The 25,974-nt window shown below is 56.6% G+C and carries 21 protein-coding genes; 10 read left to right on the top strand and 11 right to left on the bottom strand.

The features are described from left to right. The first annotated feature begins 140 nt into the window (after positions 1–140). The 4 genes from NST26_RS22075 (at position 141) to NST26_RS22060 (ending at position 5,225) form a co-directional block, all read left to right on the top strand. Complete coding sequence (locus NST26_RS22075; RefSeq protein ID WP_340979790.1) at positions 141–2,813, top strand: glycoside hydrolase family 78 protein; 2,673 nt, start codon at positions 141–143, stop codon at positions 2,811–2,813. 292 nt (positions 2,814–3,105) lie between these two features. Beyond that, a complete protein-coding gene (locus tag NST26_RS22070) occupies positions 3,106–3,507 on the top strand; it encodes an Rrf2 family transcriptional regulator (protein ID WP_036731737.1) in 402 nt (133 codons plus the stop codon). Between the two features lie 183 nt (positions 3,508–3,690). Next, a complete protein-coding gene (locus tag NST26_RS22065; RefSeq protein WP_051478586.1) occupies positions 3,691–4,623 on the top strand; it encodes a class I SAM-dependent methyltransferase in 933 nt (310 codons plus the stop codon). Positions 4,624–4,796: 173 nt separating this feature from the next. Next, the gene (locus tag NST26_RS22060; RefSeq protein ID WP_036731739.1) at positions 4,797–5,225 is read left to right on the top strand and encodes a GreA/GreB family elongation factor; all 429 of its coding nucleotides are present in this window, start codon (positions 4,797–4,799) and stop codon (positions 5,223–5,225) included. Between the two features lie 90 nt (positions 5,226–5,315). On the opposite strand, the gene NST26_RS22055 is transcribed toward NST26_RS22060, so the two are convergent. Then, positions 5,316–7,253, bottom strand: coding sequence for an NAD(+) synthase (locus NST26_RS22055; RefSeq protein ID WP_036731742.1), 1,938 nt, complete (start codon positions 7,251–7,253; stop codon positions 5,316–5,318). A gap of 192 nt (positions 7,254–7,445) precedes the next feature. Here NST26_RS22055 and NST26_RS22050 point away from each other — a divergent pair, with 192 nt between their 5' ends. Next, positions 7,446–8,285, top strand: coding sequence for an MBL fold metallo-hydrolase (locus tag NST26_RS22050; RefSeq protein WP_155991678.1), 840 nt, complete (start codon positions 7,446–7,448; stop codon positions 8,283–8,285). Between the two features lie 3 nt (positions 8,286–8,288). On the opposite strand, the gene NST26_RS22045 is transcribed toward NST26_RS22050, so the two are convergent. After that, positions 8,289–9,062 (bottom strand): DeoR/GlpR family DNA-binding transcription regulator, encoded by a 774-nt coding sequence (locus NST26_RS22045; RefSeq protein ID WP_036731747.1) that lies wholly within the window; start codon positions 9,060–9,062, stop codon positions 8,289–8,291. A gap of 320 nt (positions 9,063–9,382) precedes the next feature. Between NST26_RS22045 and NST26_RS22040 the strand changes: the two genes are divergently transcribed. The 4 genes from NST26_RS22040 to fucU are packed head-to-tail and all read left to right on the top strand — an operon-like array spanning position 9,383 to position 13,952. Further along, entirely contained in the window at positions 9,383–11,149 is a 1,767-nt protein-coding gene (locus tag NST26_RS22040; RefSeq protein WP_340979789.1) for an L-fucose isomerase, read from the top strand. Between the two features lie 24 nt (positions 11,150–11,173). Continuing rightward, a complete protein-coding gene (locus tag NST26_RS22035; protein WP_340951365.1) occupies positions 11,174–12,784 on the top strand; it encodes a rhamnulokinase in 1,611 nt (536 codons plus the stop codon). A 53-nt stretch (positions 12,785–12,837) separates the two neighbouring features. Then, positions 12,838–13,488: a class II aldolase/adducin family protein gene (locus tag NST26_RS22030; protein ID WP_036731751.1), complete on the top strand. Its 651-nt coding sequence runs from the start codon at positions 12,838–12,840 to the stop codon at positions 13,486–13,488. A 23-nt stretch (positions 13,489–13,511) separates the two neighbouring features. Further along, positions 13,512–13,952 carry an L-fucose mutarotase gene (gene fucU / locus NST26_RS22025; protein WP_340951368.1) on the top strand — a complete coding sequence of 147 codons (441 nt, stop codon included), beginning with the start codon at positions 13,512–13,514 and terminating at the stop codon, positions 13,950–13,952. 338 nt (positions 13,953–14,290) lie between these two features. Here the strand turns inward: fucU and NST26_RS22020 are convergent, their stop codons facing one another. The 7 genes from NST26_RS22020 to NST26_RS21990 form a co-directional block, all read right to left on the bottom strand. Continuing rightward, complete coding sequence (locus NST26_RS22020) at positions 14,291–15,133, bottom strand: sugar phosphate isomerase/epimerase family protein (RefSeq protein ID WP_340951369.1); 843 nt, start codon at positions 15,131–15,133, stop codon at positions 14,291–14,293. A 273-nt stretch (positions 15,134–15,406) separates the two neighbouring features. After that, complete coding sequence (locus tag NST26_RS22015) at positions 15,407–16,120, bottom strand: rhamnogalacturonan acetylesterase (protein ID WP_340951371.1); 714 nt, start codon at positions 16,118–16,120, stop codon at positions 15,407–15,409. Positions 16,121–16,137: 17 nt separating this feature from the next. Next, positions 16,138–17,559 carry a glucuronate isomerase gene (gene uxaC / locus NST26_RS22010; RefSeq protein ID WP_036731756.1) on the bottom strand — a complete coding sequence of 474 codons (1,422 nt, stop codon included), beginning with the start codon at positions 17,557–17,559 and terminating at the stop codon, positions 16,138–16,140. Positions 17,560–17,595: 36 nt separating this feature from the next. After that, positions 17,596–19,083, bottom strand: a complete 1,488-nt coding sequence (locus NST26_RS22005) for a UxaA family hydrolase (RefSeq protein ID WP_036731758.1) — start codon at positions 19,081–19,083, stop codon at positions 17,596–17,598. Positions 19,084–19,146: 63 nt separating this feature from the next. Further along, positions 19,147–20,568, bottom strand: coding sequence for a tagaturonate reductase (locus tag NST26_RS22000; protein ID WP_340951375.1), 1,422 nt, complete (start codon positions 20,566–20,568; stop codon positions 19,147–19,149). Positions 20,569–20,704: 136 nt separating this feature from the next. Then, complete coding sequence (locus NST26_RS21995; RefSeq protein WP_036731763.1) at positions 20,705–21,700, bottom strand: LacI family DNA-binding transcriptional regulator; 996 nt, start codon at positions 21,698–21,700, stop codon at positions 20,705–20,707. Between the two features lie 214 nt (positions 21,701–21,914). Beyond that, positions 21,915–22,151 (bottom strand): hypothetical protein, encoded by a 237-nt coding sequence (locus tag NST26_RS21990; protein WP_036731766.1) that lies wholly within the window; start codon positions 22,149–22,151, stop codon positions 21,915–21,917. A gap of 182 nt (positions 22,152–22,333) precedes the next feature. Between NST26_RS21990 and NST26_RS21985 the strand changes: the two genes are divergently transcribed. Further along, positions 22,334–23,443, top strand: a complete 1,110-nt coding sequence (locus tag NST26_RS21985) for a hypothetical protein (RefSeq protein ID WP_036731769.1) — start codon at positions 22,334–22,336, stop codon at positions 23,441–23,443. Between the two features lie 120 nt (positions 23,444–23,563). Here NST26_RS21985 and NST26_RS21980 read toward each other — a convergent pair whose 3' ends face one another. After that, the gene (locus tag NST26_RS21980) at positions 23,564–24,466 is read right to left on the bottom strand and encodes a manganese catalase family protein (RefSeq protein ID WP_036731772.1); all 903 of its coding nucleotides are present in this window, start codon (positions 24,464–24,466) and stop codon (positions 23,564–23,566) included. A 74-nt stretch (positions 24,467–24,540) separates the two neighbouring features. After that, complete coding sequence (locus tag NST26_RS21975; protein WP_340951380.1) at positions 24,541–25,902, bottom strand: metallophosphoesterase; 1,362 nt, start codon at positions 25,900–25,902, stop codon at positions 24,541–24,543. Positions 25,903–25,974: the final 72 nt, after the last annotated feature.

Here is a 25,974-nt window from a genome sequence, read left to right as displayed (position 1 = left end):
TGGCATAAAGTCCTTTTTACCCCGGTGAAATGTCCATATTGCAGGTCATGCAAACCAAGCGGAATCCTATAATTGTAATAGAAAGCGCATCATATATACAGGTATACAGGATTAATCCTATAAAAGGTGAGGTGTATTCAATGATAGCTATCCAAAAACCGCGAGTGGAGTATAAGGAGAATCCGCTGGGGCTGGATATCCGTAATCCAAGAATCAGCTGGCAGGTGAGTGCGGATGAGCGGGATGTAAGGCAGCAGGCATATCAATTACAGGTGGCAGGCGCGGCGGACTTCGGGAGCGTATGGTGGGATTCGGGCAGAGTGGAGTCCGGTGAATCTCTCCATATCGAGCTGAAGGGGCTGGAGCTGCAGTCCAGGACGCGTTATTATTACCGGGTGAAAATATGGGATCAGCACAATCGTCCCACGGAATGGTCCGAAGCAGCCTGGTGGGAGATGGGGCTGCTCTCGCCGGAGGAGTGGACCGCTGAATGGATTACGGCTCCGCTGGCCTGCCTTGCGGAAGACGCAGAGCAAAGCCCGCTGCTACGCGGGAACTTCCAGGTGGACCGGCCGCTCGCCCGGGCCCGGATCTATGTGACCAGTCTCGGGCTGTATGAGCTGGAGCTGAACGGAGCGCGGGTCGGAGACACTTATCTCAATCCTGGTTGGACCAGTTACAGCCATCGCTTGCAATACCAGACGTATGATGTGACCCCGCTGCTTACCCTTGGGGACAATTCGGCTGGTGCCTGGCTTGGGAACGGCTGGTACAAAGGGAATCTCGGCTGGGAGCACAGGAAGCATATCTATGGCAGCCGCACAGCGCTGCTGTTGCAGCTTCATCTCACTTATGAGGACGGCACGGAGCATATCATAGGGAGCGGCCCGCAGTGGAAGGTGTTGCCCGGCCCGCTGCTGATGTCGGAGCTGTATCACGGGGAAACCTATGACGCCCGCCTGGCGCAGCACGGCTTCAGCTTGCCGGGGTATGACGACACGTTGTGGACACCGCCGGAGATTCTTCCGTATGCCAAGAATATTTTGCTCGCCCAGGAGAATGATCCGGTCCGGGCGATCCAGGAATTGGCACCTGTTGCTCTCATCCGCACCCCGGCAGGGGAGACGGTGCTCGATATGGGCCAGAATATGGTCGGCTGGCTGCGGTTCACCGTAGATGGCGCGGCGGGTCAGGAGTATCAGCTGCGGCATTTCGAGGTGCTGGACCAGGGGGGCAATGTGTATACCGACAACCTCCGGATGGCCAGGCAGACCGTTACTTATATCGCCCGTGGCGGAGGCAGGGAGAGCTTCCAGCCGCGTTTTACCTTCCAGGGCTTCCGGTATGTGCAGCTAATCGGCTTCCCGGACCCGCTGAATCTGCAGGACTTCACAGGCGTGGTGCTGCATTCGGATATGGAGCCGACTGGCACCTTCATTTGCTCCAATGCACTGCTGAACCAGCTCCAGCACAACATTCTCTGGGGGCAAAAGGGCAATTTCGTCGATGTGCCGACCGACTGCCCGCAGCGTGACGAACGGTTAGGGTGGACCGGGGACGCGCAGATGTTCATCCGCACCTCGGCGTATCTGATGAATGTGGCGCCCTTTTTCAGCAAATGGCTCAAAGACCTGTCTGCGGATCAGCGGGAGGACGGCGGTGTCCCGTACGTGATTCCGCATGTGCTGGATGAGAATTCGCATTCCTCTGCGGCCTGGGGCGATGCGGCGGTAATCTGTCCGTGGACGATCTACCAGTGTTATGGGGATAAGCGGATTCTGGAGCAGCAGTACAGCAGCATGCAGGGCTGGGTGGAGTATATCCGCCGCCAGGGGACGGAGGAGTTCCTGTGGAATACCGGCAACCATTTCGGTGACTGGCTGGGGCTGGATTCCAAGCCGGACAGTCATGTGGGTGCTACGGACAGAAATTATATCGCAACAGCCTTCTATGCCTATTCGGTCCAGCTGATGGAGAAGACGGCGAAGGTGCTGGGCCGGGCAGAAGATGTAGAGGAATACTCGCAGCTTCATAGCCGGGTCAAGGATGCGTTCAACCAAGCGTATATCATACCAGCGGGGGAGGAAGGTCCAGCTACCCAAACAGCCTGTGTGCTGGCGCTAATGTTCGGACTGGTGGAAGGAAGTGCAAAGGACCGCACGGTTGCGAGACTTGTCCAGCTGCTGGAAGCGAGCGGGTATCACCTTACGACAGGCTTCGTCGGCACACCATACTTAAATCTGGTGCTGGCGGATGCGGGACATTACGAGGCTGCCTACAAGCTGCTGCTCCAGATGGACTATCCATCCTGGCTGTATCAGATTACACAAGGCGCAACTACGATCTGGGAGCACTGGGACGGGATTAAGGAGGATGGCAGCTTCTGGAGCAAGGAGATGAATTCCTTCAATCACTATGCTTACGGGGCGGTAGGGGATTTCCTGTACCGCCATGTGGCCGGGATCGAGCAGACAGAGGAAGGGCCGGGCTATAAGCAGTTCCTGATCCAGCCGCATCCGGGAGGCGGACTGACCTCGGCTGCCGCCAGTCTGGAATCCATGTACGGGACGATCCGCTCCGAATGGACGATAGATTCCGGGACAATCGGGCTGATCGCCGTGATTCCCCCGAATACCTCAGCTACGGTGCTGTTGCCGGACGCCTTGCTGGCCGAAGTGTCGGAGACAGGAATGGCGGCCGGGCAGCCGCTTGAGCAGGTCCCAGGCATTCATTCCGCTGAGCAGCTGGCACAGGTGGTGAAGGTTACACTTGGCTCGGGGGAATACAGATTCCAGTACCCTTTGCGGAAGTAAGTGGCGTGTAGACGGGCTATTTCAGCCATTGATAATGCTGCGATGCAGAGCCCTCGGGAGTACGGGGCTCTGTTTTTTTTTTGCGGCGCGTGGGCTGGATGTAGGCGAAAAACCGAACACAATGCGCCGAGGCGGACGTAAGCGGGCTGTCTAAAGGACAACAAATCCGTACCCACTTGTTATCTTTCCCCATCCCCCCTCCCGGTGCTTGCAATCTCCCTGCATAAGGGCTATCATAGACAAATGAAGTCTGTAATTGCGGACATAGTCCATAGGTAAGGTGGAATAAGACATGAAGTACTCCAAAGCAACGAACTACGCCCTGCACACGATGCTGTTCCTGGTGGCGCACACTCCCGATAAGCCGATGGGCGTGCAGCAGCTTGCCGAGCGGCAGAATGTATCGCCAACGTATTTATCCAAGATTCTGACCAAGCTGGTCAAGGCCGGGCTTATCGAGTCTGCATCCGGTGCGAATGGCGGGTATCGTCTGCGGCGCAAGGGGAACGAAATCTCGTTCCTGGATATCATCCATGCCATTGAAGGCACAGCGTCGCTGTTTGACTGCGCCCTGGACCATCCCAGCGAGTGTCTGATTCAGCAGGAGATGGTCAAGGCCGAAGGGCAGATGGAAGACTATTTGCGTAACAAAATGATGTCCGAGCTTGCCGGGAAAATGCTGTCCATGCATTAAGCTATGGCATCTTGCTGCGTCAAACTGTGTGCTGCTATTTCCCGCTGCAACGGATACCGTCCCTTCAGGGGCGGTATAGCCGTTGCAACTTAGCGGGTATTATAGATATTCAAAATCTTTTAAGTCTGTGTAATTGTATTGCAGTTAAGACAATCAAGACACTCAGGAGAGGATGAATTAGTAATGAATAACGGATTATTCGATGCAAGCGTATGGGAGAAGGCCTGGAAGGAAGATCCCAAGGCAATGGCCAACAAGTTCAAGGCGATGGGCATGAACCCGCACACGAGCTTCGATCATAAAGCGCAGGTGTTCAATGAAGAGGTATTCAGCAGTGCCGGGCGGGACCGGAGTGAGCGGATTATCGGCTGGATGGAAGGCCAGGGTGTGGATTTTAACGGGTTGACTGTTCTCGATGTGGGGGCGGCTTCGGGCGGGTTCACGGTTCCTTTTATCGAGCGGGGGGCCAAGGTTACAGCAGTAGAGCCTAATGTTCCCTTGGCGGAGCTGTTCCTGAAGAACACGGCCGGAGCGGCTACGGGACAGGTGGAGCTGGTGCATGAAGCATTCGAGAATATCGACATTGCCGCGCGGGGCTGGCTGAATGCCTTCGATCTGGTCTTCGTGTCCATGTGTCCTGCGGTCTTCGACTGGGAGAGCACGGAGAAGGTGATCAGCTGTGCCCGGAAATACTGTTATATCAGCACCTCGGCAGGTGTGCAGGAGCATAGCCTGATGAATGAAGTATTGCCGCTGCTGACGGGCCGGGAGGTTCATGCAGAGTCCTCGGATATGGCTTATCTGACTCAATTATTATATTTGAAGGGCTATTCCTATGAGACGATCATTACCCGCGAAGCGAAAAGCAAGGAGCTATCACTGGAGGCAGCAGCCGCAGAGGTGATGGAGATGCTGCCGCTGCATCATCTGGATGGGGGAGAGGCTACCCGCAAGGCAGTTACGGATTATCTGCACACGGCATACCCGCAGCAGCAAGTCGTTGTCCGCCAAGGCGGACGGTTCGGCAAGGTGCTGATCAAGCTGCAGGACCTGAATATGTACAGCCGGGCCGTTGCCGGAACGTCCGGGAAATCTGCCGATTCTGTGAAGCGTTGAACCGGAGCGCGCCATCCCCTGCACATGAGATTGTCTTTCCCGGGAAAGATGCTATCATAGAGAATAGGTCCCTGCGCGGGATCTATTTTCTTATATGGGAGGACTGAGGGCTATGAGCAGGAACAAGCGTATTTTCGAGCATGACCTGATGAAGAAGGTAGGTGAAATCTACTATGAGCCATAGTCTCAGAACAGTTTCCTTACGCGAGGAGCTGGTGCAGCAGCTGGTCTATCTCGATGAGCATAAATTCTCCATTCTGGACAGGGGAACATGGGAGTCCCCGGCTGAGCGGGCAGAGGTACAGGCGATGATCAAGCGTTATCAGGAGACGGTGGAGCGGATTCTGTCCGGTGACAACGATGCGCTAGAGCGTTCTATGGTGCTGGTCGGGTCCCGGGTGTCGCTGCGGATCGGCCAGGAGACGCTTGATGAGCCGTACCGGATTGTCATCCCCGGTGAAGCCGAGCTGGATGAATTCTGCATCTCACTCTGGTCGCCCATGGGCAGAGGGCTGATTCTGGCGTGCCCGGGAGAGACGGTAACGATTCAGACTCCGTTCGGCAGCGATGAAGTCTTGATTCTTGATAATCGGTACGAGTGAAGCAGATTGCTGACAAAAGAGGCGTCCCTGATCATCCTGCGATGATGGGGGACGCCTCTTTGCCTTAGGCCATGCTGCTGCGGCCAGGAGCTACAGTTCTTCGATTTCCTGCAGCCAGAGCGCGGCGGAAGCATCGCTTGGCATGCGCCAGTCGCCGCGCGGCGAGAGGCTGACCGTACCGACCTTCGGTCCGTCCGGCAGGCAGGAGCGCTTGAACTGCTGGGTGAAGAAGCGGGTGACGAACACCTTCAGCCAGGCGGTTAGCTGCTCCTTAGGATAGGCTTCGCCGAAGGCGTGCTGGGCGAGATAGAGCATTTTGCCGGGAGAAGCGCCTGTACGCAGCATGTAATACAGGAAGAAGTCATGCACAATGTAAGGGCCCAGAATATTCTCGGTCAGCTGGACAATCTCTCCGGTTGCCGAAGGTGGCAGCAGCTCCGGGCTGATTCCGGTCTCGATAATGCTGTAGAGATACTTGCTCACCGTCTCGTGTGCTTCGTGGTCTGCATACCAGGCGACAACATACTGGATCAGCGTCTTCGGAATGCCCGAATTCACGCTGTACATCGACATATGGTCGCCGTTATAGGTACACCAGCCCAGCGCCAGCTCGGACAGGTCGCCCGTGCCGATGACAATCCCGCCGTTCTTGTTGGCGAGGTCCATCAGAATCTGGGTACGCTCGCGGGCTTGTACGTTCTCGTATGTCAGGTCATGCACCTCGGGGTCGTGGCCGATGTCCGCGAAATGCTGGAGGCAGGCCGCCTTGATGTCAACGACCTTCATCGAGGCGCCGAGTGCCTTGATCAAGCCTACCGCGTTGTCGTACGTGCGGCTGGTCGTGCCGAAGCCCGGCATTGTGACCGCCAGCACATCACTGGCCGGACGCCCGAGCAGCTCCATAGCCCGCACGGCAACCAGCAGCGCAAGCGTAGAGTCGAGGCCGCCGGAGATGCCGATCACAGCCTGCTTGGTGCCGATGTGGCGGATGCGCTTCATCAGACCGGAGGTCTGGATCGAGAGAATCTCCTGGCAGCGTTCGTCCCGCTGGAGCGGATTGCCCGGCACGAACGGGTTGACGCCTACGCTTCGTTTCAGCTCCCGCCGGGTGCTGCTGCTGAGCGGCGCAGCGTAGAGAATCTCGCGGTAATTGCGTCCGCCCTTGCCGGCCCGGAACGTTCCCATCACGGTGCGGGAATACTGCATCCGCGGCAGGTCAATGTCGGCGGTAATCATCCGGCTCTCGTGGGTGAAGCGTTCCGATTCGGCCAGCAGCTGGCCGTTCTCCGCGATCAGCGAATGTCCGCCGAAGACAACGTCTGTTGTCGACTCGCCGGTATTACAGCTGGCATAGACATAACCGGCCACACAGGAGGCAGACTGACTGCCGACCAGCTGGCGGCGGTAATCAGCCTTGCCGACCAGCTCGTTGCTGGCCGACGGGTTGAACAGCAGCGTGGCCCCGGCCTGGGCCAGCAGGCTGCTTGGCGGCACCGGCACCCAGAGATCCTCGCAGATCTCCACACCGAACGACAGGTTCCCGTCACTCTCACAGGCAAAAATCAGATCATTGCCCACCGGCACCGCCGATCCGCCGATCCGCAGCTCGGTCACCTCCAGCTCCTCGGCTCCGGCGAACCAGCGCGGCTCATAGAATTCGCTGTAGCCGGGAATGCAGGTCTTGACCACAATCCCGAGAATCCGGCCCTGCTGGAGGACAGCGGCACAGTTAAACAGCCTGCTCTTGATGGAGACCGGCAGACCGGCAATGACAATCATCCGGTGCTCTGCCGTTGCGGCTGTAATCCGCAGCAGCGCCTGCATCGCGGATTCCAGCAGCCGGGGCTGGAGGAACAGGTCCGCACAGCTGTAGCCGGTGATGCACAGCTCCGGGAGTACCAGGTACTCCACCTCCTGGGTGCTGGCTGTATTGATGGCTTCAATTATCTGGTCTGCATTGAATACGCAGTCGGCCACCCGGAGTTCCGGGGAAGCGGCGGCGACTCTTGCGAATCCGTAATTCTGCATTCATTTCACCTGTCCTTTATCTGTCCATTATAGAAGTAGACTATCTAATAATTGTACCCATGAAATGGCATTGGTAACAAGCAGGGATTATCACAAGCGCTTCCATTTGTCTTCTCGCGGGTATAAACTAAACAGGGATGAAACAGCCAGCTATGATGAATGAGCGATAGAAGAGGAAGGGAGCAACCCGCTATGCCATTAGCAGGACCAGAATTAATCGAAGAAATCCGCAGCACAGAGGTGCCTTACGGCTGCCTGGCGGTCTGGTTTCTCGGACAAGCCAGCGTTATTGTCAAGGGCGCAGATGTAACCGTATATATTGACCCGTATGTATCACCGAATCCGGACCGCAGCTTCCCGCCGCCGGTTGCACCGGCAGATATTAAGAATATGGAGGTCTGCCTGATTACCCACGACCATTCGGATCATCTGGATGAGGAGGCCCTGCCCGTGCTTGCCGGGCTGAATCCGCAGGCGCAGTTCATGGCTCCGGCGGTCTGCCTGGAGCGTCTGCAGGAGCTGGGCATCGGCAAGGAGCAGCTGACCGCTGCCTTGCCTCCCGGTGAAGCAGAGCCTGCAAGCGGGCTGAAGGTCATTCCCGTTGCAGCGGCGCACGAACAGCTGGACTGCGATGAACAGGGCAATCCCAAGTATGTCGGCTACATTCTGGAGCTGAACGGGGTGACGCTCTATCATGCCGGGGACACCGTGCTGTTCCCTGAGCTGATTGAGGAGGTAGGTAGCCGCAAGATCGATCTGGCGCTGCTGCCGATTAACGGACGCGACTATTACCGGGGAAGCCGCAATATCGTCGGCAATATGAATTACCGGGAAGCGGCGGAATTTGCGGCAACCTCAGGCTTTGAGACCGTGGTTCCGCTGCATTATGACCTGTTCGCCGGCAACACCGAGAATCCGGGCTATTTCGTGGATTACCTGTACCGCCACTTCCCGGAGCAGAAGTTCCATATGATGGCCAGAGCGGAACGGTTCGTGTACGTGTCGGCGCAGGCTTTTAAGCGTGAGCATTAAGACTTATTGTGAATCCGCAGGATAGAGCAGGGAGATCTGATACTTGGCAAGGAACTCCATCCATTCCTCAGACGGCCGCTGATCGGTGACGATATAATCGACCTTGTCGAAGCTGAACAGCCGGATGAAGGCGATCCGGTCGAACTTGGAATGGTCAGCCAGCAGGACCACCTTGCTCGCCTGCTGCTGCATCAGCACCTTAAGCTCGGTCTCCGCCTCGTTGGAATCACAGAGTCCGCCGTTCATGGAGAGTGCCTTGCAGCTGAAAATAGCCACATCCACATTATATTTCAGGATGGTCTGCGAGGCCGTAGGCCCTACGAAAGAGCTGGTCTCCGGCCCGAGCAGGCCCCCCGTGGAGATGAGCTTTTGCCCGGAATGCTGGAATTCTGACAATACCGCCAGGGAATTGGTGATGATGGTCAGATTTTTTTTGTCCTCGACGATTCTCCGCAAGCCTTCAAAAGCCGTTGTGCTGGTGTCCGTCATCACACTGTCCCCGTCATTAATCAGCTCCAGCAACCTTGCCGCAATCATCCGCTTCGCTTCAATGTTGACCTGATGCCTGTGCGAGTAGGAAGGGTCCTCGTTGGTGTGGACGTTCAGAATCGCCCCGCCGTAATTCTTCTTGGCAATGCCCTCCTTGTCCAGCCGGTCGAGATCGCGCCGGATCGTCTCCTCCGATACACCGAATTTCTGCGCCAGATCCGCAACGTGAACCTTCTTATGCCTGTAGAGCTCATTAATGACCAGATCCCGCCGTTCAAAAGCCTTCATATTATGCCCACCCTTACGTTATGTAGTTGTATACAGTTTACTATAATCTGCTGCCTAACATAAATCCCGCAATCACAGAGGATTCCACAGTTTAACGTCATTATATCACACAAAACCACATAACAACCAAAATTAATGTGTGGAATAGTGTTGACTTTGCAGGTGAGTGATTCTATGATGTAGAGGAAATGGAAAGCCTGCGGCGAAAGACAAGAGGGTGCAGACCGCAGAGGCTGTATTTGGTAGCGCTTACTAATCGGAGCTATAGCTCCAGTGTAATGTTCTCATACCATTAACTAATGATCCGGGGAGGAACAGCAGTGACAGCAAAATATCCGAAGATTGGAATCCGGCCGACAATTGACGGCAGAAGACGCGGGGTGCGCGAATCGCTGGAGGCGCAGACGATGGGCATGGCGCAGCGCGTGGCGGCATTTTTGCAGGAGAATGTAAGGTATCCGGATGGTTCACAGGTGGAGTGTATCATTGCCGATTCTACGATTGGCGGCGTGAAGGAGGCTGCTGCGGCGGCGCAGAAGTTCGCGGGTGCAGGTGTAGGCGTATCCATTACAGTCACCCCGTGCTGGTGCTATGGATCGGAAACGATGGACATGGATGCGACAATTCCGCATGCGGTATGGGGTTTCAACGGAACGGAGCGCCCCGGGGCGGTATATCTGGCGGCAGTTCTGTCTGCTTATGCGCAAAAAGGCATTCCGGCCTTCGGCATCTACGGAGAGGATGTCCAGGAATCCAGCAGCGAGGAGATCCCGGCGGATGTTCAGGTGAAGCTGCTGCAATTCGCGAAGTCCGCGCTGGCGGCTGCTCTGATGAAGGGGAAGTCCTATCTGTCGATGGGCTCCGTGTCTATGGGGATTGCCGGTTCCATCGTCAACGAGCAGTTCTTCCAGGAATATCTCGGCATGCGCAATGAATATATCGATATGTCTGAATTTGTACGCAGATTTGAGGAAGGGATCTATGATCCCGAGGAGTTCGCGCGGGCGCTGGCCTGGGTGAAGGACAACTGCCGTGTGGGGGCGGATAATAACCCGCAGCATCTGCAGCTCAGTGAAGAGGTTAAGGAAGAGCAGTGGGAGACGGTTGTCAAAATGACGCTGATTGCCCGTGATCTCATGACCGGCAATCCGCAGCTTGCGAAGCTCGGCTTCGAGGAGGAAGCGGGCGGTCACAATGCCCTGCTGGGCGGCTTCCAGGGCCAGCGGCAATGGACCGACCATTTCCCGAACGGCGACTTCATGGAGACGATTCTGAACTCCTCGTTCGATTGGAACGGCAGACGGGCGCCTTACATCGTCGCCACCGAGAATGACAGCCTGAACGGGGTGACGATGCTGTTCAATTATCTGCTGACGAATACGGCGCAGATCTTTGCCGATGTGCGCACCTTCTGGAGTCCGGCTGCCGTGAAGCGCGTGACCGGGTATGAGCTGGAGGGAGCGGCAGCAGGCGGCCTGCTGCATCTGATTAATTCCGGCTCGGCAGCGCTGGACGGCACCGGCGAGCAGAGCATTGACGGCAAGCCGGCGATCAAGCCGTTCTGGGACATCACGGATGAAGAGGCAGCTGCCTGTATCGCACAGACCCAGTTCCGCCCGGCTTCCCAGGAATATTTCCGGGGAGGCGGCTTCTCCACGGACTACCTGACCCGGGGCGGCATGCCGGTCACCATGGCCCGGCTCAATCTGGTCAAGGGGCTGGGACCTGTACTCCAGCTGGTAGAGGGCTACACTGTAGAACTGCCGGGAGAGGTTCATGACACGCTCGACCAGCGCACAGACCCTACCTGGCCGACAACTTGGTTCGCTCCGAAGCTGACCGGTCATGGCTCCTTCCAGTCTGTCTACGATGTGATGAACAATTGGGGTGCCAATCACGGGGCGATCAGCTACGGACATATTGGCGCAGATCTCATTACGCTGGCCTCGATCCTGCGGATTCCGGTTAGTATGCATAACGTGGAAGAAGCGCGGATTTTCCGCCCGCGCGTCTGGTCGCTGTTCGGCACAGAGAATCTGGAGAGTGCCGATTACAGAGCCTGCCGCAACTTTGGCCCGCTCTACTAATCCTCCACGTGAAGAGGTGGGAAGATGACAGAGGCGAAGACGCAAGTTATGGAGGTAACCGGTAACCAAGGAATCCGGCTGCTGGCCATCGACCTGGGAGCCAGCTCCGGCAGAGTGATACTGGGAAGCTACAGGGACGGGAAGGTGACAGTGGAGGAGATTCACCGCTTCCCTAACGGACCGGTAGAGGTCAACGGACATTTGCACTGGGATGTGCAGCGGCTGCTTGAGGAGATCAAGCAAGGGATTGCAGCGGCTGCGGCAAAGTATGGCCCGCTGCGCTCTCTGAGCGTGGATACCTGGGGAGTCGACTACGGCCTGCTGGATGAGCAGGGCGGGCTGCTGTACGCTCCGCATCATTACAGGGATCAGCGGACGGCGGACTTCGCTTCAGCACTAGAGGCTGCGCTGCCTCCGGCAGAGCAATTCAAGCTGACGGGCAACCAATCCAGCCCGATTAACACGGTGTATCAATTGTTTGCCGATCTTATGGCGAAGGCGGAGCTGCGGACAACCGCCAGACAGCTGCTGCTGATGCCGGATCTGTTCAATTATATGCTCAGCGGTGTGGCCGTGGCCGAGCAGACCATCTGGAGCACCAGCGGCCTGCTGAATCCGCAGTCCACAGCGCCTGCAGCCGAAGTGCTGCGCAGGCTGGAGCTGCCGGTGACGCTTGTGCCCCGGCTGGTTCCGGCAGGCACGGTGCTGGGGGAGCTCCGGCCCGCACTCCAGGAAGAGCTGGGCAGCGGCCCGCTCCAGATCATCGCCGGAGCTTCGCATGATACGGCTTCCGCCGTGGCGTCCATTCCTTACGGCGGATTCGACTCTAGCTGCACCGATGCTAGCTGTGTCGGCCCTGGCAGCGCTGATCCTAGCAACGCCGATCTTAGCTCCCCAGATCCAAGCTCCGCCGGACCTGACCGGCCCGCCGGACTCAGCCCCACGCTGCCGTCCGCTGCATTCATCAGCTGCGGAACCTGGTCGCTGGTGGGCCTGGAGACAGCAGAGCCTGTATTAAGCGATGCCGCCCGGGCCAGAGGCTTCACCAACGAGAGCGGCTTCGGCGGCACCAACCGGCTGCTGAAGAATATCACCGGCCTCTGGCTGCTCCAGGAGACCCAGCGGTGCTGGGCTGAAGCGGGGGAACCGCTCAGCCATCAGGAAGCCGCCGAGCTGGCCGGGCAGCTGGACCGGTCCAAGGCGTGCATCGCCATGCTGGACCCGAATGATCCGCTCTTCAGCACACCGGGCGATATGCCGCTGCGGATTGAATCCTACTGCATCCGCACCGGGCAGCCGGTGCCGCAGACCCGGGCGGAGATCATCCGCTCCATTCTGGAGAGTCTAGCCCGGTCTTACGCGGATACGATCCGTGAGCTGGAGGCGCTCACCGGCCGTCCGGTGCGCCGCATTCACATGGTCGGCGGCGGCATTCAGAACAAGCTGCTGTGCCAGCTGACGGCGGATGCCACCGGTAAAGAGGTTATTGCCGGACCGGTAGAAGCGAGCGCGATCGGCAACCTTTTGGTGCAATTGACGGCGCTCGGTGCTGTCGATCCCGCAGAGATCCCAAGGGTGGCAGCCCGGTCCTGTTCAACGCTCCGGTACCAGCCGTCTTTATCACATCAGAACTGACAAGCTTCAACCAGCAATCAAGCAGCAATTAAGCAGCAATCAAGGAGGCAATTATGAATAATCATGAAGAAGAACTACGGCGCCTAATCTGCGATATCGGCCGGAATCTGTTCAACAAGGATTTCATCGCGGCCAATGACGGCAATATCTCCGCCCGCCTGTCGGCCACTGAGGTCATTACTTCGCCCACGGGAGTCAGCAAGGGCTATCTCCAGCCGCATATGCTGGTCAAAGTCAATCTGCAGGGTGAGATCCTGGATGCAGCGGAGGGCTATCGGCCGTCCACGGAAGTGAAAATGCACCTGAAGATCTACAATGAGCTGCCGGAGATGGGCGGGGTGGTTCATGCGCATCCGCCGTATGCTACCGCTTTTGCCATCAAGGGGGAAGCGCTGGACAAAATGATGATGCCGGAATCCGTCATTGCCATGGGAGACATTCCACTGGCGGTATACGGGACGCCTTCGACCGAAGAGATCCCGGATTCGCTGACTCCCTTCCTGGGCAAGAAGACCGCTGTGCTGCTGGAGAGCCACGGGGCCCTGACCTGGGGCAAGGATGTAATGGCTGCTTATATGAACATGGAGCGGCTTGAGTACACGGCGAAGCTGACCTTCCTGACCCGCATGATCGGGGGAGAGCGTGAGCTGCCGCCGCACCGGATTGAGGAGCTGGTGGCGCTGAGATCATTTTACGGGATGTAATGAAGCCGAGAGGAGATAGGAATATGCTCAAAAAAATACCCAAACTGCTCTCCCCCGAGCTCGTCCGCACCCTGATGGAGATGGGCCACGGGGATGAGCTGGTGCTGGCAGACGCCAATTATCCGGGACATGCGCTGCATTCCCGGGTGCTGCGGGCTGACGGAATCGGTATCCCCCGGCTGCTTGACGCCATCCTGGAGCTGCTACCGCTGGATCATTATGCTCCGGCTCAGGCGGCCTTCATGGCTGTAGTGGAGGGAGACCCCACAGTCCCTGTGATATGGGACACGTACAAGGAGATTCTCACCCGGCATGATCCTGCGGTGCAGGTGGAGTATGAAGAGCGTTTCGACTTCTATGACCGCTCCAAGCACGGCTACGCCATTCTAATTACAGGGGAAGAGGCACTCTACGGGAACATTATACTCAAAAAAGGTGTGATTTCCCCCGAGGCCGGGGAATAGCGGCACCAAGCAACGGACCGCCCGGTTAACTATGGGCGGTCTTATTGCTATTCATAAAGTGCTCCGTTTACGGGAGCACTCGTTTAGTGGACCGCTCACTTAGAGCAAATACCCTCAAATGTTGCAAGTTATGCAACCTGGCTACCCCGAAATAGGGGCCTGCCAGAGGATTGTTGCAGGAAATGCAGGAATGTGCAGGCCAAGATGCTTAGTTAGAGGAGGAATCCTGCCTTTTGTACAACAATTTTAGTTATGAGTGTATATGTTGGGGGAGAAGCTGCAGTTTGTGCAAGATTACCCTCATCAAGCGCCCAACATCCATCCGCAGAGCACTTTTGTTAAACCTCGTTATACATGTTCCGCAGGAATTGCGCGCTGGCCTGGAGATGTTCCTCAGGAGTACTCTCCAGCAGGCCCTGGATATTCGGGCGCTTATATTTCATGTAGCGGAGCAGCGGGGCGAAGTTCAGCATCCCTTGTCCGGCAGGAACGATGTAGATGGCGCCGTTCTTAACTGTGAAATCCTTCAGATGCAAAACCGCGATCCGGTTGCCGAGCAGCTCCAGCGCTTCTGCCACAATCTGCTCCTGCTGAAGATAATTGTCCGGGGTCATCAGATTCGCAGCATCCAGTATAATTTGCAGGTTATTAGACGGTACAGTATCCAGCAGACGCCGGGCTAACTGGGCCGTGTAGAGCGGGTGGTTGACGCCTGCCTCGATGCCTACAGTTACTCCGAAGCGTTCGGCCTCAGCAACCATGGCACTGACGGAGTCAACCACTTGTTCAAAAGCCTCCTCCGTGAAGTTATCCGGTGTATACCCCTGACTTACACTGCCGGTCTCCGTACCGACCAGACTCGCGCCGAAGTCTCGGGCCAGCCGCAGATGAGTGTTGAAGTCGCTCAGCGCCTGCGCGCGCTTGGCAGGGTCAGCATCAATAATGTTCACATAACAGCCAAGGACAGCAATCTTGATACCTGCTTGTCTGAAGGCATCGCCATAGTACGCAGCAGCACCCGGACTTAGTGCGCCAAGCTCAGCCACACTCTCCGGAAAAGACTTATGCAGCGCTAACTGAATCGCCGGGAAGCCATGCTCCTTCAGCTTATCTATTAATTGCGGCAGCGGACAACGCTTGAAGTCATGGGCACGGACGCCCAGGTGAAATGGAACGGTCATAGGGTTAGACTCCTTTGTATTCAGATATAAGAGTTCGCATGGAGCGCCACTAAAAAGGCCGCCTATGTCCAAAAGTGGTCACAGGCGGCCCGATCATACTGTCTGAGGATTGAAGCAACATGTAAGGATGGCGAATAATGTGCGCTATGTTTGCAATGCTCCACAGGCTCATGCATAACCTAATCCAAACTACACACTTGTCTGCTTCCCACAGCTACACCCGCAGATACGGGTGCAGTAGTTTCAGCTTCGCGGACTGCGCTAGCGTTTCGGCTACCTCGCCTGCCGACCCCCAGCTATACCCGCACGCAGATACGGATGCAGCAGCTTCAGCTCCGCGCACTGTGCGAGCGCTTCGGCTACCAGCGCTGCGATCTGCTGCGCCCCGGAGCTGCAGAAATGCGTGTCATCGGTAATGCCGTCCGGGTAGTTGGGGCGTGCGCCCGGCGGCAGGTGCATGAACAGCCCGGCCGATGCTTCCACTCCCAGTCTGCGGTAGAGCTGCTGGGAGGCGGCAAAAATATCAAGCAGAGGTGTTCCGGTCTCCCCTGCAACCTCCCGCATAACCTGCGGATAGAGTCCGACAGCCTGCGGGTCTGGTTCCCCGTCCGTAGTGAAGCGGCGGCGGCTCACGGAAGTCAGCAGTACAGGGAAGCTGCCCCGGCTGCGGGCGGAATCAATGAATATCTTCAGATTCCGGCGGTATTCGGTATGCGGCTCCGTGTAACGGAGAGGGTCCTCCAGCTTCTGGTCATTATGGCCGAACTGGATCAGGAGAAAGTCTCCGGGGAGGAAATCCCGCTCCATGTCTGCCAGTCTGCCCTCTGCCAGGAAGGAGCGTGTGCTCCGTCCGTTGATGGCCCGGTTCTCAATCTGCACCTTCCGGCTGACATACTGCTGCAGGTACTCGCCCCATCCGGCCATTGGCCATTCCCCGCCGCCCTTCTGGGCGGCGGTAGAGTCTCCGGCGATATAGATAGTCGGCATCTTCAGCATGCCTCCATCTAGACGGTGACTCCGGCTTCGCTGCCGGCAGTCTGGAAGCCGAAATATCCGGCTGCGTTATTGTAGGAGATATCCCGGACCATAGCCCCCAGAACTTCTAGGTCATCCGGCGCTTCCCCGCGTTCGGCGAGTTCACCGAGCAGCCCGCACAGGACCCGGCGGAAATATTCATGCCGGGTATACGACAGGAAGCTGCGCGAATCGGTCAGCATGCCGACGAAGTTGCCGAGCAGGCTGTTCTCAGCCAGCAGGGTCAGCTGCTGGCGCATGCCGCTGCGCGTATCGTTGTACCACCAGCCGGAGCCAAGCTGGAGCTTGCCGGGGGTGTCCTTCTGGTAGCAGCCCAGCAGAGCCAGCAGGGCAGGGTAGTCGCCGGGATTCAGCGAGTAGAGGATCGTCTTCGGCAGGCCGCTGCCGCTCTCGGCCCGGTCAAGCAGCTGCGACAGCGCTGTGGTCAGCGGCAGATCGTTGATGCCGTCATAGCCGGTATCCGGTCCCAATCGCTGGAACATCGGCGTGTTATTGTTGCGGTAAGCATGCAGGTGAAGCTGCATGGTCCAGCCCTTGTCATGATAGAAACCGATCAGCGCGGTCAGCAGCTCTGTGCGGTAGCGGGTGATTTCCTCCGGTGACAGCACAGCACCCTGCATTCTTTTGGCGAATATAGCTTCAACGATCTCAGGCGCACCTGCTTCGTAACGCAGGATATCCAGCGCATGGTCCGACAGGCGGCAGCCCTGCTCGTGGAAGAAGGCAACCCGGTTACGCAGGGCATCCAGCAACCCGGCATAGCTCTTGACCGGCAGGCCGGAGGCCGACTCCAGCTTAAGGGTCCAGGCGGCGAAGCCTTCGGCATCGATGTTCAGCGCCTTGTCAGGACGGAAGGTCGGGAACACCTGGAAGGCGGTCTCACTCCCCTGCAGCAGCTTGTGATACTCCAGGGAATCTGCCGGATCATCGGTGGTGCAGATCACCTTGACACCGCTGCTGCGGATCAGGCCGCGCCGGGTGAAGCCCGGTTCAGCCAGCTTGCGGTTGACCTTCTCCCAGATGGCCGGCGCCGTGGCTTCATTCAGCAGCTCCTCTACACCGAAGAAACGGCGGAGCTCCAGATGCGTCCAGCTATACAGAGGGTTGCCTACTGCCTTAGGCAGTGTACGGGCCCAGGCCAGAAATTTATCATAATCAGAGGCGTCGCCGGTAATATGCGATTCAGGAACGCCGTTCGCACGCATCAGCCGCCATTTGTAATGATCGCCGTACAGCCAGGCTGCGGTCAGATTCTCAAAGGGCTGGTCCTCATAGATTTCGCGCGGGTCCAGATGGCAATGGTAATCGATAATGGGCATGGTTTTGGCGTGATTATGAAAGAGTAGCCGTGCTGTTTCGCCGGACAACATGAAGTCCTCGTTTAGGAACATGAGTAGGATCTCCCTTTGAATGGATTGGAATAAGTTCTACAAGGTAACGCCTGTTTTGAAAATAGCCAGCTCACGCACTTCATTCTGCTCGTTCCGTGTTTTTTGGCCGCTGGCGACATCAATGATATATGTGATGAATTCCTCCAGCACATCGGCCATCGGCGTTTCCAGCAGGGGGCCTGCGTTGAAGTCCATCCAGTGGCCTTTTTTGGCAAAAAGGTCGTTGTTCGTTGCTATCTTAACCGTAGGCACAAAGCTGCCGAAAGGCGTGCCGCGGCCGGTGGTGAACAGCACGAGCTGGCAGTCGGAAGCGGCAAGCGCAGACGCAGCGACCAGATCGTTGCCGGGAGCCTGTAAGAGGCTCAGCCCTTTTTTGCGCAGCTTCACGCCATACTGCAATACATCCACCACCGGCGACGAACCGGCCTTCTGGGTGCAGCCGAGCGATTTGTCCTCCAGTGTGCTGATGCCGCCGGCCTTGTTGCCCGGAGACGGATTCTCATAGACTGGCTCGCCGTAAGAGAGGAAATACTGCTTGAAGTTATTGATCAGCGAGACGATATCATCATAGACCTCCTTGCTCTCAGCGCGGGCCATCAGCACCTTCTCCGCACCGAACATTTCCGGCACCTCTGTCAGCACCGAGGTTCCGCCCTGAGAGATGATGAAGTCGGAGAATGCGCCCAGCAGCGGGTTGGCCGTAATGCCGGAGAATCCGTCCGAGCCACCGCATTTCAGCCCGATGTTCAGCTCACTGAGCGGAACCGGCTCACGAACGTCGTTCGCAGCGGCTTCATACAGCTCCTCCAGCAGCACAAGACCGGCTTCCAGCTCATTGCCTACCTCCTGGGCCACCAGGAACTTAACCCGGGACCCGTCATAATCGCCCAGCATGCTGCGGAACTCGGAGACGATATTGTTCTCGCAGCCAAGGCCGAAGACGAGTACACCGCCTGCATTGGGATGATTAACGGCATCGAGCAGAATGCTGCGGGTCATGCGGTGATCATCGCCCAGCTGGGAGCAGCCGTAAGGATGCTTCAGCACGGTCAGGTTGTCGAATCCGCCAAGATCGGGATGCTCGGCCTTGAACTCCTGAAGCATCTGCTCGGCAACGCCGTTCACACAGCCCACGGTCGGAATAATGAACAGATCATTACGGATGCCCACCTTGCCGTTACTCCGCCGGTACCCCTGGAAGGTCAAATCACGGCGCGGATAAATCACCGGATGGACATCAGGCACATACTCGTATTCTTCCTCCCCGGACAGATTGGTTTTGATGTTATGCGTATGAATCCAGTCGCCTGCGGCAATCGGAGCCGTGGCATGGCCGATCGGGGAACCGTATTTGGTAATGATGTCTCCGCTGCTGAAACCGGTCAGGGCAATCTTATGCCCCTGCGGAATCTCCTGGGCGGCCTGAAGCGTTAGTCCGTCTATCGTGAGTTCTTCTCCGGCAGCAATCGGCCGTAAGGCTACAGCTACCGTATCTCTCGGGTTCATTTTCATTAAGTTTTTCATGTTGGCCCTCCTAAAAGTTTGTAAGCTGCGCTTCTCTGAACTTCTTCGTGCAAACTCGCCGGTTCAGCCGACGAGTTCCTGTAATGCTGCGCGGGAATCTTCATGCTCCAGCTGATGCAAATGGGCGGCTATCGCATCAGCCAGTCCCGGCAGCAGGGTAAGATCCTGTCCCCACAGGCTGCTGTCGCCAAGAATGGTGTTCACGAAGCTGGCCGGCTGGCTCCAGGCCTGATCGAACACTGCCAGTACCTCTGCGCCGTCCTGCCGGCGAATACGGTCGCCCCGGTAGCTGAGCAGCAGGGCGGCGAAGGCGAGGGTCATCCGCTCCGGAAGCTGGCCGCGTTCCTGCTGGTAGCGAAGCAGAACCGGGAGCAGGCGGGCCTTGAATTTGGAAATGCTGTTGAGCGAGATGGAGGTCAGCTCATGGCGGATGAACGGATTGCGGAAGCGCTCCTGTACGGCATCGGCGTATGACAATAGCTGCCCGGCAGGCAGATCCAGCATAGGGATCAGCTCCTCTTCAATCAACTGCTTCACGAAGCGGGAGAAGGTACCGTCATTCATGACGTCTTCAACCGTCTCAAGACCGGCGAGCAGGCCCAGAGGGACCATAGCGGTATGCGGTCCGTTCAGCAGATGAACCTTGCGTTCGCGGTAAGGCGTCATATCCGGTGTCACCACGACATTCAGTCCGGCCTTAGCCAGCGGCAGGCGCTCTGTCAGAGACTCCGGTCCTTCAATGACCCAGAAGAGGAACGGCTCTGCGGTTACCATTACGTCATCAAGATAGCCGAGCTCAGCTTCGAGGGCGGCAGCCTGGTCACGCGGATAACCAGGGACAATCCGGTCCACCAGACTGCAGCAGAAGGTATTCTCGGACTTTAGCCATTGGAGGAATTCTGCACCAAGATTCCAGTCAGCCGCATAACGTTCTACGATCTCCAGTAATTTCTCGCCGTTGCGGTCAATCAGCTCGCAGGGGATAATGACGAAGCCTTTCTTGCCAAGCTCGAAGCGGCGGTGGAGCAGCGCAGTCAGCTTGCCCGGGAAGCTCTTAGGGGGGGCATCGTCTGCGCGGTCGCCTGGAAGATAGGCAATGCCGGCTTCGGTAGTATTGGAGGTGATGAACTCCAGATTATCATTCTCGGCGAGCGCGAGATAAGCTTCATAATCCATGTATGGGTTAATCACCCGGCTGACCGAGCTGATAATTTCGCGGGAATTGACGGTCTCGTTGTCCATGATGCCATTAAGCAGCACGGTGTAGAGGTTGTCTTGAGCGGCCATCAGGTCAGCTACGCCTCCGGTTCCCTGCGCAATGGGCTGAATGAGGACAGCGCTTCCGTTGAACAGACCCTGATTGTTCATTTGCTGCAGCTGCCAGTCTACGAACGCACGCATGAAGTTGCCTTCGCCGAACTGAATCATCCGTTCCGGATGGAGGGTTAGCCCCGGGTGAGTGCTTCTGGATAAACGGTTTGTCATAGTGGTCATGATCTCCTTTAAAATACAGTGATAAATTGCACACGTTAACATTTTATTTTAAGCAAGATACGGAATTCCTTCTCTTGTCCAGGAAGGCTCCGTATCTGCAGAAAATAGCGGGTAGGTTGAAATAGAGTTATACTTCTGCAACCGTATCCCTTACCACCAGCGAAGTCTTAACGAACAGCTGCTGCGGCGGGGTCTCCGGCTGCTGAAGCAGCTGGATCAGCATGGTAATGCCCAGCTCACTGATCTCGGCAATCGGCTTGCGGACCGTGGTTAGGGCAGGATTCGTATAGCGGGCGAACATCATATCATCGAAGCCGATCAGTGAGATCTGCTCCGGCACCTGCACCTTGTGGGCATAGCAGGCATTCATGGCGCCAATCGCCATATCATCATTGGAGCAGAACACAGCCGTAGGCCGGTCCTCCAGGCTAAGCAGCTTGCTCATCGCCGCATATCCGCTCTCGATGCTGTAATCTCCCGGGGCAAAATAATCAGGGTTCAGCGGAAGCCGGCCTGCAATCAGACTGTCCAGGAAGCCCTGCTTACGTTCGCTTGAGGACTTGAAGCCGGGCTTGCCTTCAATAATAGCCAGCTTGCGGTGACCCTGCTGCACAGCATAATCAATCGCTTCCTTGACGCCTTCGCGGTCATTGGCGACCACGTTCATGATGCCGGGGTCCTCCAACTGGCGGTTCAGCACCACTAGCGGAATGCCGGTCTTCTTCACATGATAGATGAAGGCATTGTCTTCATCGCTCTGGCTCATGACCAGAATGCCGTCGAAGCGCTGCGGCTGAATATTGCTGAAATGCTGCACACCGTCGATCCCGTTCACCGTCAGATTATAGTTCTCATCGAGAATGTGCGTAATGCCTTTGATGGCATCCACCAGGAAGCTTGAGGAAGTCCCCTGCTCAATACTGGAGAAGAACAGGCCGATGATGAACGATCTTTTGGTGACCAGGCTCTTGGCACTGTAATTGGGCACATAATTCATTTCGGCGGCAATCCGTTCAATCTTATCCCGGGTGGCCTTCTTGATCAGCGGGTTGCCGTTCAGCGCCCTCGATACAGTAGTATGGGACACACCGGCAACACGGGCAATATCTTTGATGGTAATCATAGGTTCTCCCCGGGTACATGGAATTGTTAACGATTTCAGTTTAGTTCTCCAGCAGCATCAAGTCAATAGTTTATTGGAATGCACACGTTAATATTTTGTGAATAGTCAACGCAAAAACAGACCCGGATCAGGGTCCAGGGTCTGCGTTTGAAGAGGGGAGGGAGGATCACAGGCGAGCGCTGTTTCTCCTTTGATGAAGAGACCCCGAAGCTTCTCAGGCATGGTTATGCTGAAATTTCGTAATATCGCGGGCGTAATGCGAGGTGGAGCCGTCGAATCTTTTCAGCCGGACATACTCATCAGAGAATTTGTCAACGACTCCGCTGCCTACCTGGGAGTACATTCCGTCAGGGTCAAGCTGGAGGGCGGATACGAAGGTCTGTGACAGTGCGGCTACGAAAAAATCAATGTTTTTAACAAGTGTCTGTGGCAAAAGTCCCAGTCCTTTCATCAAATAAGTTCATCGTCAGCGGAAAAAACTTAAATCTTATTGTACGACAGGCTGCCGGATTTGAACATAGGCTATACTTGGTGTATATATATCCAGCCGAAAGTTGACACAGGGATGTCCGGTTCGTATGGTATGCTCTCATTATAAGAGAATCCAATTACATCAGCAGGAGGAATTCAAGAATGGCCGAACCCCTGAAAGCAATGTACAACCAAGAATTCCTGCATAGCCTGGGAATGAAGATTAAAGCCGTCTACGGTTCGTTCGAGCTAGGCCGCTTCATGGCTGAGGCGATGAGGGAGCCGTGGGAGGAGCTGGAGCTGAAGGCACGGATGCGGAGGATTACAGAGACACTGGGCAGCTGCCTGCCCCCGGCCTATGAGGAAGCGCTGAAGATATTGTATGCGATAGATAAGGACTGTGTCGGCTTCCCGTATCTGATTTTCCCGGATTTCGTAGAGGTGTATGGTGGAGGTGAGGAGCACTGGGAGCTGTCGATGGAGGCGCTGGAGCGGTTCACCCCGAAGTCCTCGGCGGAATTTGCCGTCAGGCCGTTCCTGCTGCGTGACCCGCAGCGGATGATGGCTCAAATGCTGGTCTGGGCGGAGCATCCGGGGGAGCATGTGCGGCGGCTCGCCAGCGAGGGCAGCCGTCCCCGCCTGCCCTGGGGCCAGGCATTGCCGATGTTCAAGCGCGATCCGTCTCCGCTATTGCCGCTGCTGGAGAAGCTGAAGGCTGACCCGTCACTCTATGTGCGCAAAAGTGTAGCCAACAACCTGAACGATATCGCGAAGGATCACCCTGATATCGTGATAGCTACCGCCCGCCGCTGGCTGGGCAGTAATGTAAAGACGAACTGGATTGTGCGGCATGGCTGCCGCTCTCTGATCCGCAAGGCGGACCCTGAGATCATGGAGCTGTTCGGATATGCCCCGGAGGAGAGCGGTACCCCGCTGGTCAGCTTGGCTGTCCTAACGGCCGACCCGGCCGAGCTGCGGATTGGGGAGCACTGTGAGCTGCAATACACTCTGACAATCCGGGAGGGCGGTCCGGTGCGCATCCGCATTGAATACGGGATCAACTTCGTCAAGGCCGGCGGCAAGACCTCGCGCAAGCTGTTTCTGTTATCCGACAAAACCGTGCCCGGCGGCACCAGACTCTCCGGTACACGGACCCACCGCTGGGCCAACCTGACTACACGGAAGCACTATCCCGGAGAGCATACCCTTGTGCTGCTTGTGAATGGGCGGGCTGTTGCCGATACCTCACTGCTGCTTGAGCCGGAGTTATAAGGCAGAGATCTTAGAAGTATCCATACCCAAACAAAGCGGATGTTCCGGCAGCCAGTTCATGGCTTCCGGGACATCCGCTTCTCTATCGGTGCTATTATCCGCTAGGCTTGGCTCAAGCTGCTAGTCATGAATATTCCCGGCCATTTTCAGCCGTTTGGCAATCTCCTTGAATTCCTCGGCAGAGATGCCCGGTGCGAATTCTTCCTTCACTTCCGGGGCCTCGGGGATAGGGAAGCCTTCCGGTACGCCCTGAATGACCTCAAGCGGCAGCCCGTCCTCCGGGTGAGTCCCCTTCCAGATCTGGTCAATGGAGCTGAAATCCTTATCGCTCCAGGTGTACAGCTTCGTATGAACGCCTTTTTCCTCGTACTTTCTGGCTTCATTGAAAGCTTTGTTGTCCAAGGAAGGAATGGGCACCAGCTTGGTAACATTGACGCCTGTGGCAATCTCCAGCGCCTTGGCGTAAGCGACCACGTGAACACCTCCACGGACAAGCAGGAAGCCGACTACCGCCCGGGCTGCAGGGTGGTCGGTCATTTCGTAGACCTTCATTTTATGGGTTCTGGCCCCGCACTCCAGGAAGAAGTTATGAAGCAGGTCCTCCACCAGATTACCGCTGTTGAACACATTAGCTCCGGTCCATGGATTGCCCATCGAATCGAACGGCATGGCCCCCTGTGCGCCTGCCAGGAAATGATAAGACAGCCGTGCGTCTTTGACATCCGCAAGCGGTGTGGAATCCGGTTTCTTATAAGCCGTGGAACCTCTTAGACATTTGTTCACGGCGTGGGAGACCAGCTCAACATGGCCCAGCTCTTCGGCGGTAATGCTCATTACCAGGTCGTAGAAGGGCTTCAGCTTGTCCTTGGACCGGAAGTTGAAGGACTGGTACAAGTAGTTATTGAGTGTTGACATCTCACCGAATTTGCCTCCGAGCAGCTCTTGTACGGCTGCTGCAGCATTAGGATCTGGTTTCTCGACGTCCGGGATTTCAATCATAATCTCATCCATACGTGTGAACATGGTGATTATCATCTCCTCAGCAGTAGGTGTAAGCATACTTGTCTATTTTACACCTATTTCCAGTTTTTCAAACATCACCGCTGAGGAAGCTGGACATGCAGTTCATGATTGTTCTTCGGCTGCTGCGAGGCCATCTCCAGAACATAGCTTCTCGTTCCACTTGGCGGGGCGTCTTGCCAGAGCCGGTAGCCTTCTGTGGCGGTCACGGCTGCATTGTCCGTACTAGCAGAGCCTGCAAAGTAATTCTCGTTCAGCCTTCCCACAACGTCAGCCATTTGCTTCAGCGCAGCCTCCGTATAACGGGCGTAAGCGGGGTCTTCAGCCAGACGGTAATAACTCCGGGTGGCAGACCGCTTGCGGAAGTTGGCTTCACTGTAGGCTCTGAAGTCCAGCAGATTTGGATCGGTATTGCCGGAGGCTGCTGCCCATTGCTCCATCCCTAATCTTGCCGTGCTGTAATCCAGAGTCTGACGGGCGGAGGAATAGGTTAAGAGTCCGTATTGATGGGGAAAAACAGATAAAGCACTGCTGGCGATGTCATAGATACGCTCCCCGTCATGGCTATATTCACTGATGTCCTGAATGTGTATATGCCCGCTGAGAACCGTCCGTACACCACTCTGCATCAAGGCATCTGTAACCTTGGCATGGTCCTCTACAGTGAAGCCCTCCTGAATGAATTCACTGTGATTCAGCAGGCTGTGATGCATGACCGTCACGAGCTGCGCGCCTGCGGCAGCGGCCTTCGCGCCGCAGGCAGCGATCCATTCCAGGGTCCGGTCACTCACCCGGCCCTCCAGCTGGGGATGGCCCAGCGCTTTATTGTCTCCGTACTGTGCAGTATCCAGCATGAGCAGCCACAGCTCCTCCGAAGGGGCAGCCAGATAACTGAGCGAATCCTCGTCTCTCAGCAGGGCCTCATCATAACCGAAGCTGCCATAGATCTGGCGGAATGCCTTGGCGCTCACGGAATCTGTGACGTATTGGCGCTTATCGCGGAAGCTCCGGGCCCAGGGATTCCGGATATCATGATTGCCCGGGATCACATAGATCCGGGTTCCGGTGTCTTGCTCAATGCGCTTCAGATGTCCGGCCAGCTCCTTATGGCTGGCTTCTTCCCCGTTGTTGCTGAGATCCCCGCTGATAATCACCACATCCGGCTTGCGGATTCCGATATCATAGCCCAGCGCCTCCAGCATTTCCTTGCTGTAGCCGAGCTGCTTGCCGTCACCGGCAGCCAGAAACTGCTGGAAGGCAGGTCCGAGATCCCTTAGCTCCTGCGCTAAATAATGGGTGTCACTCGTTGTCAGAATCCTCAGATCATGGCCGGACTGAATCCGGTATTGCGGCTCCGGCTCCGCTACATCCTGTCCGCCGCAGGAGGAGAGCATCAGGAGCAGAAGGGGAAGGATAGCATACTTATGGATGAACTTCATTAGGCCAGCACCTCTTTTCGCGGGCAACAACAAGAAAAAGGGGTATTCTCCCCGGCCGCTTGCCCGAAGAGG

The organism is Paenibacillus sp. FSL R7-0128, assembly GCF_038002245.1.
Classification (GTDB): Bacteria; Bacillota; Bacilli; order Paenibacillales; family Paenibacillaceae; genus Paenibacillus_AQ; species Paenibacillus_AQ silagei.
The sequence above is the reverse complement of the archived record's forward strand: the minus strand, read 5'-3'. Positions and strand labels throughout refer to the sequence as shown.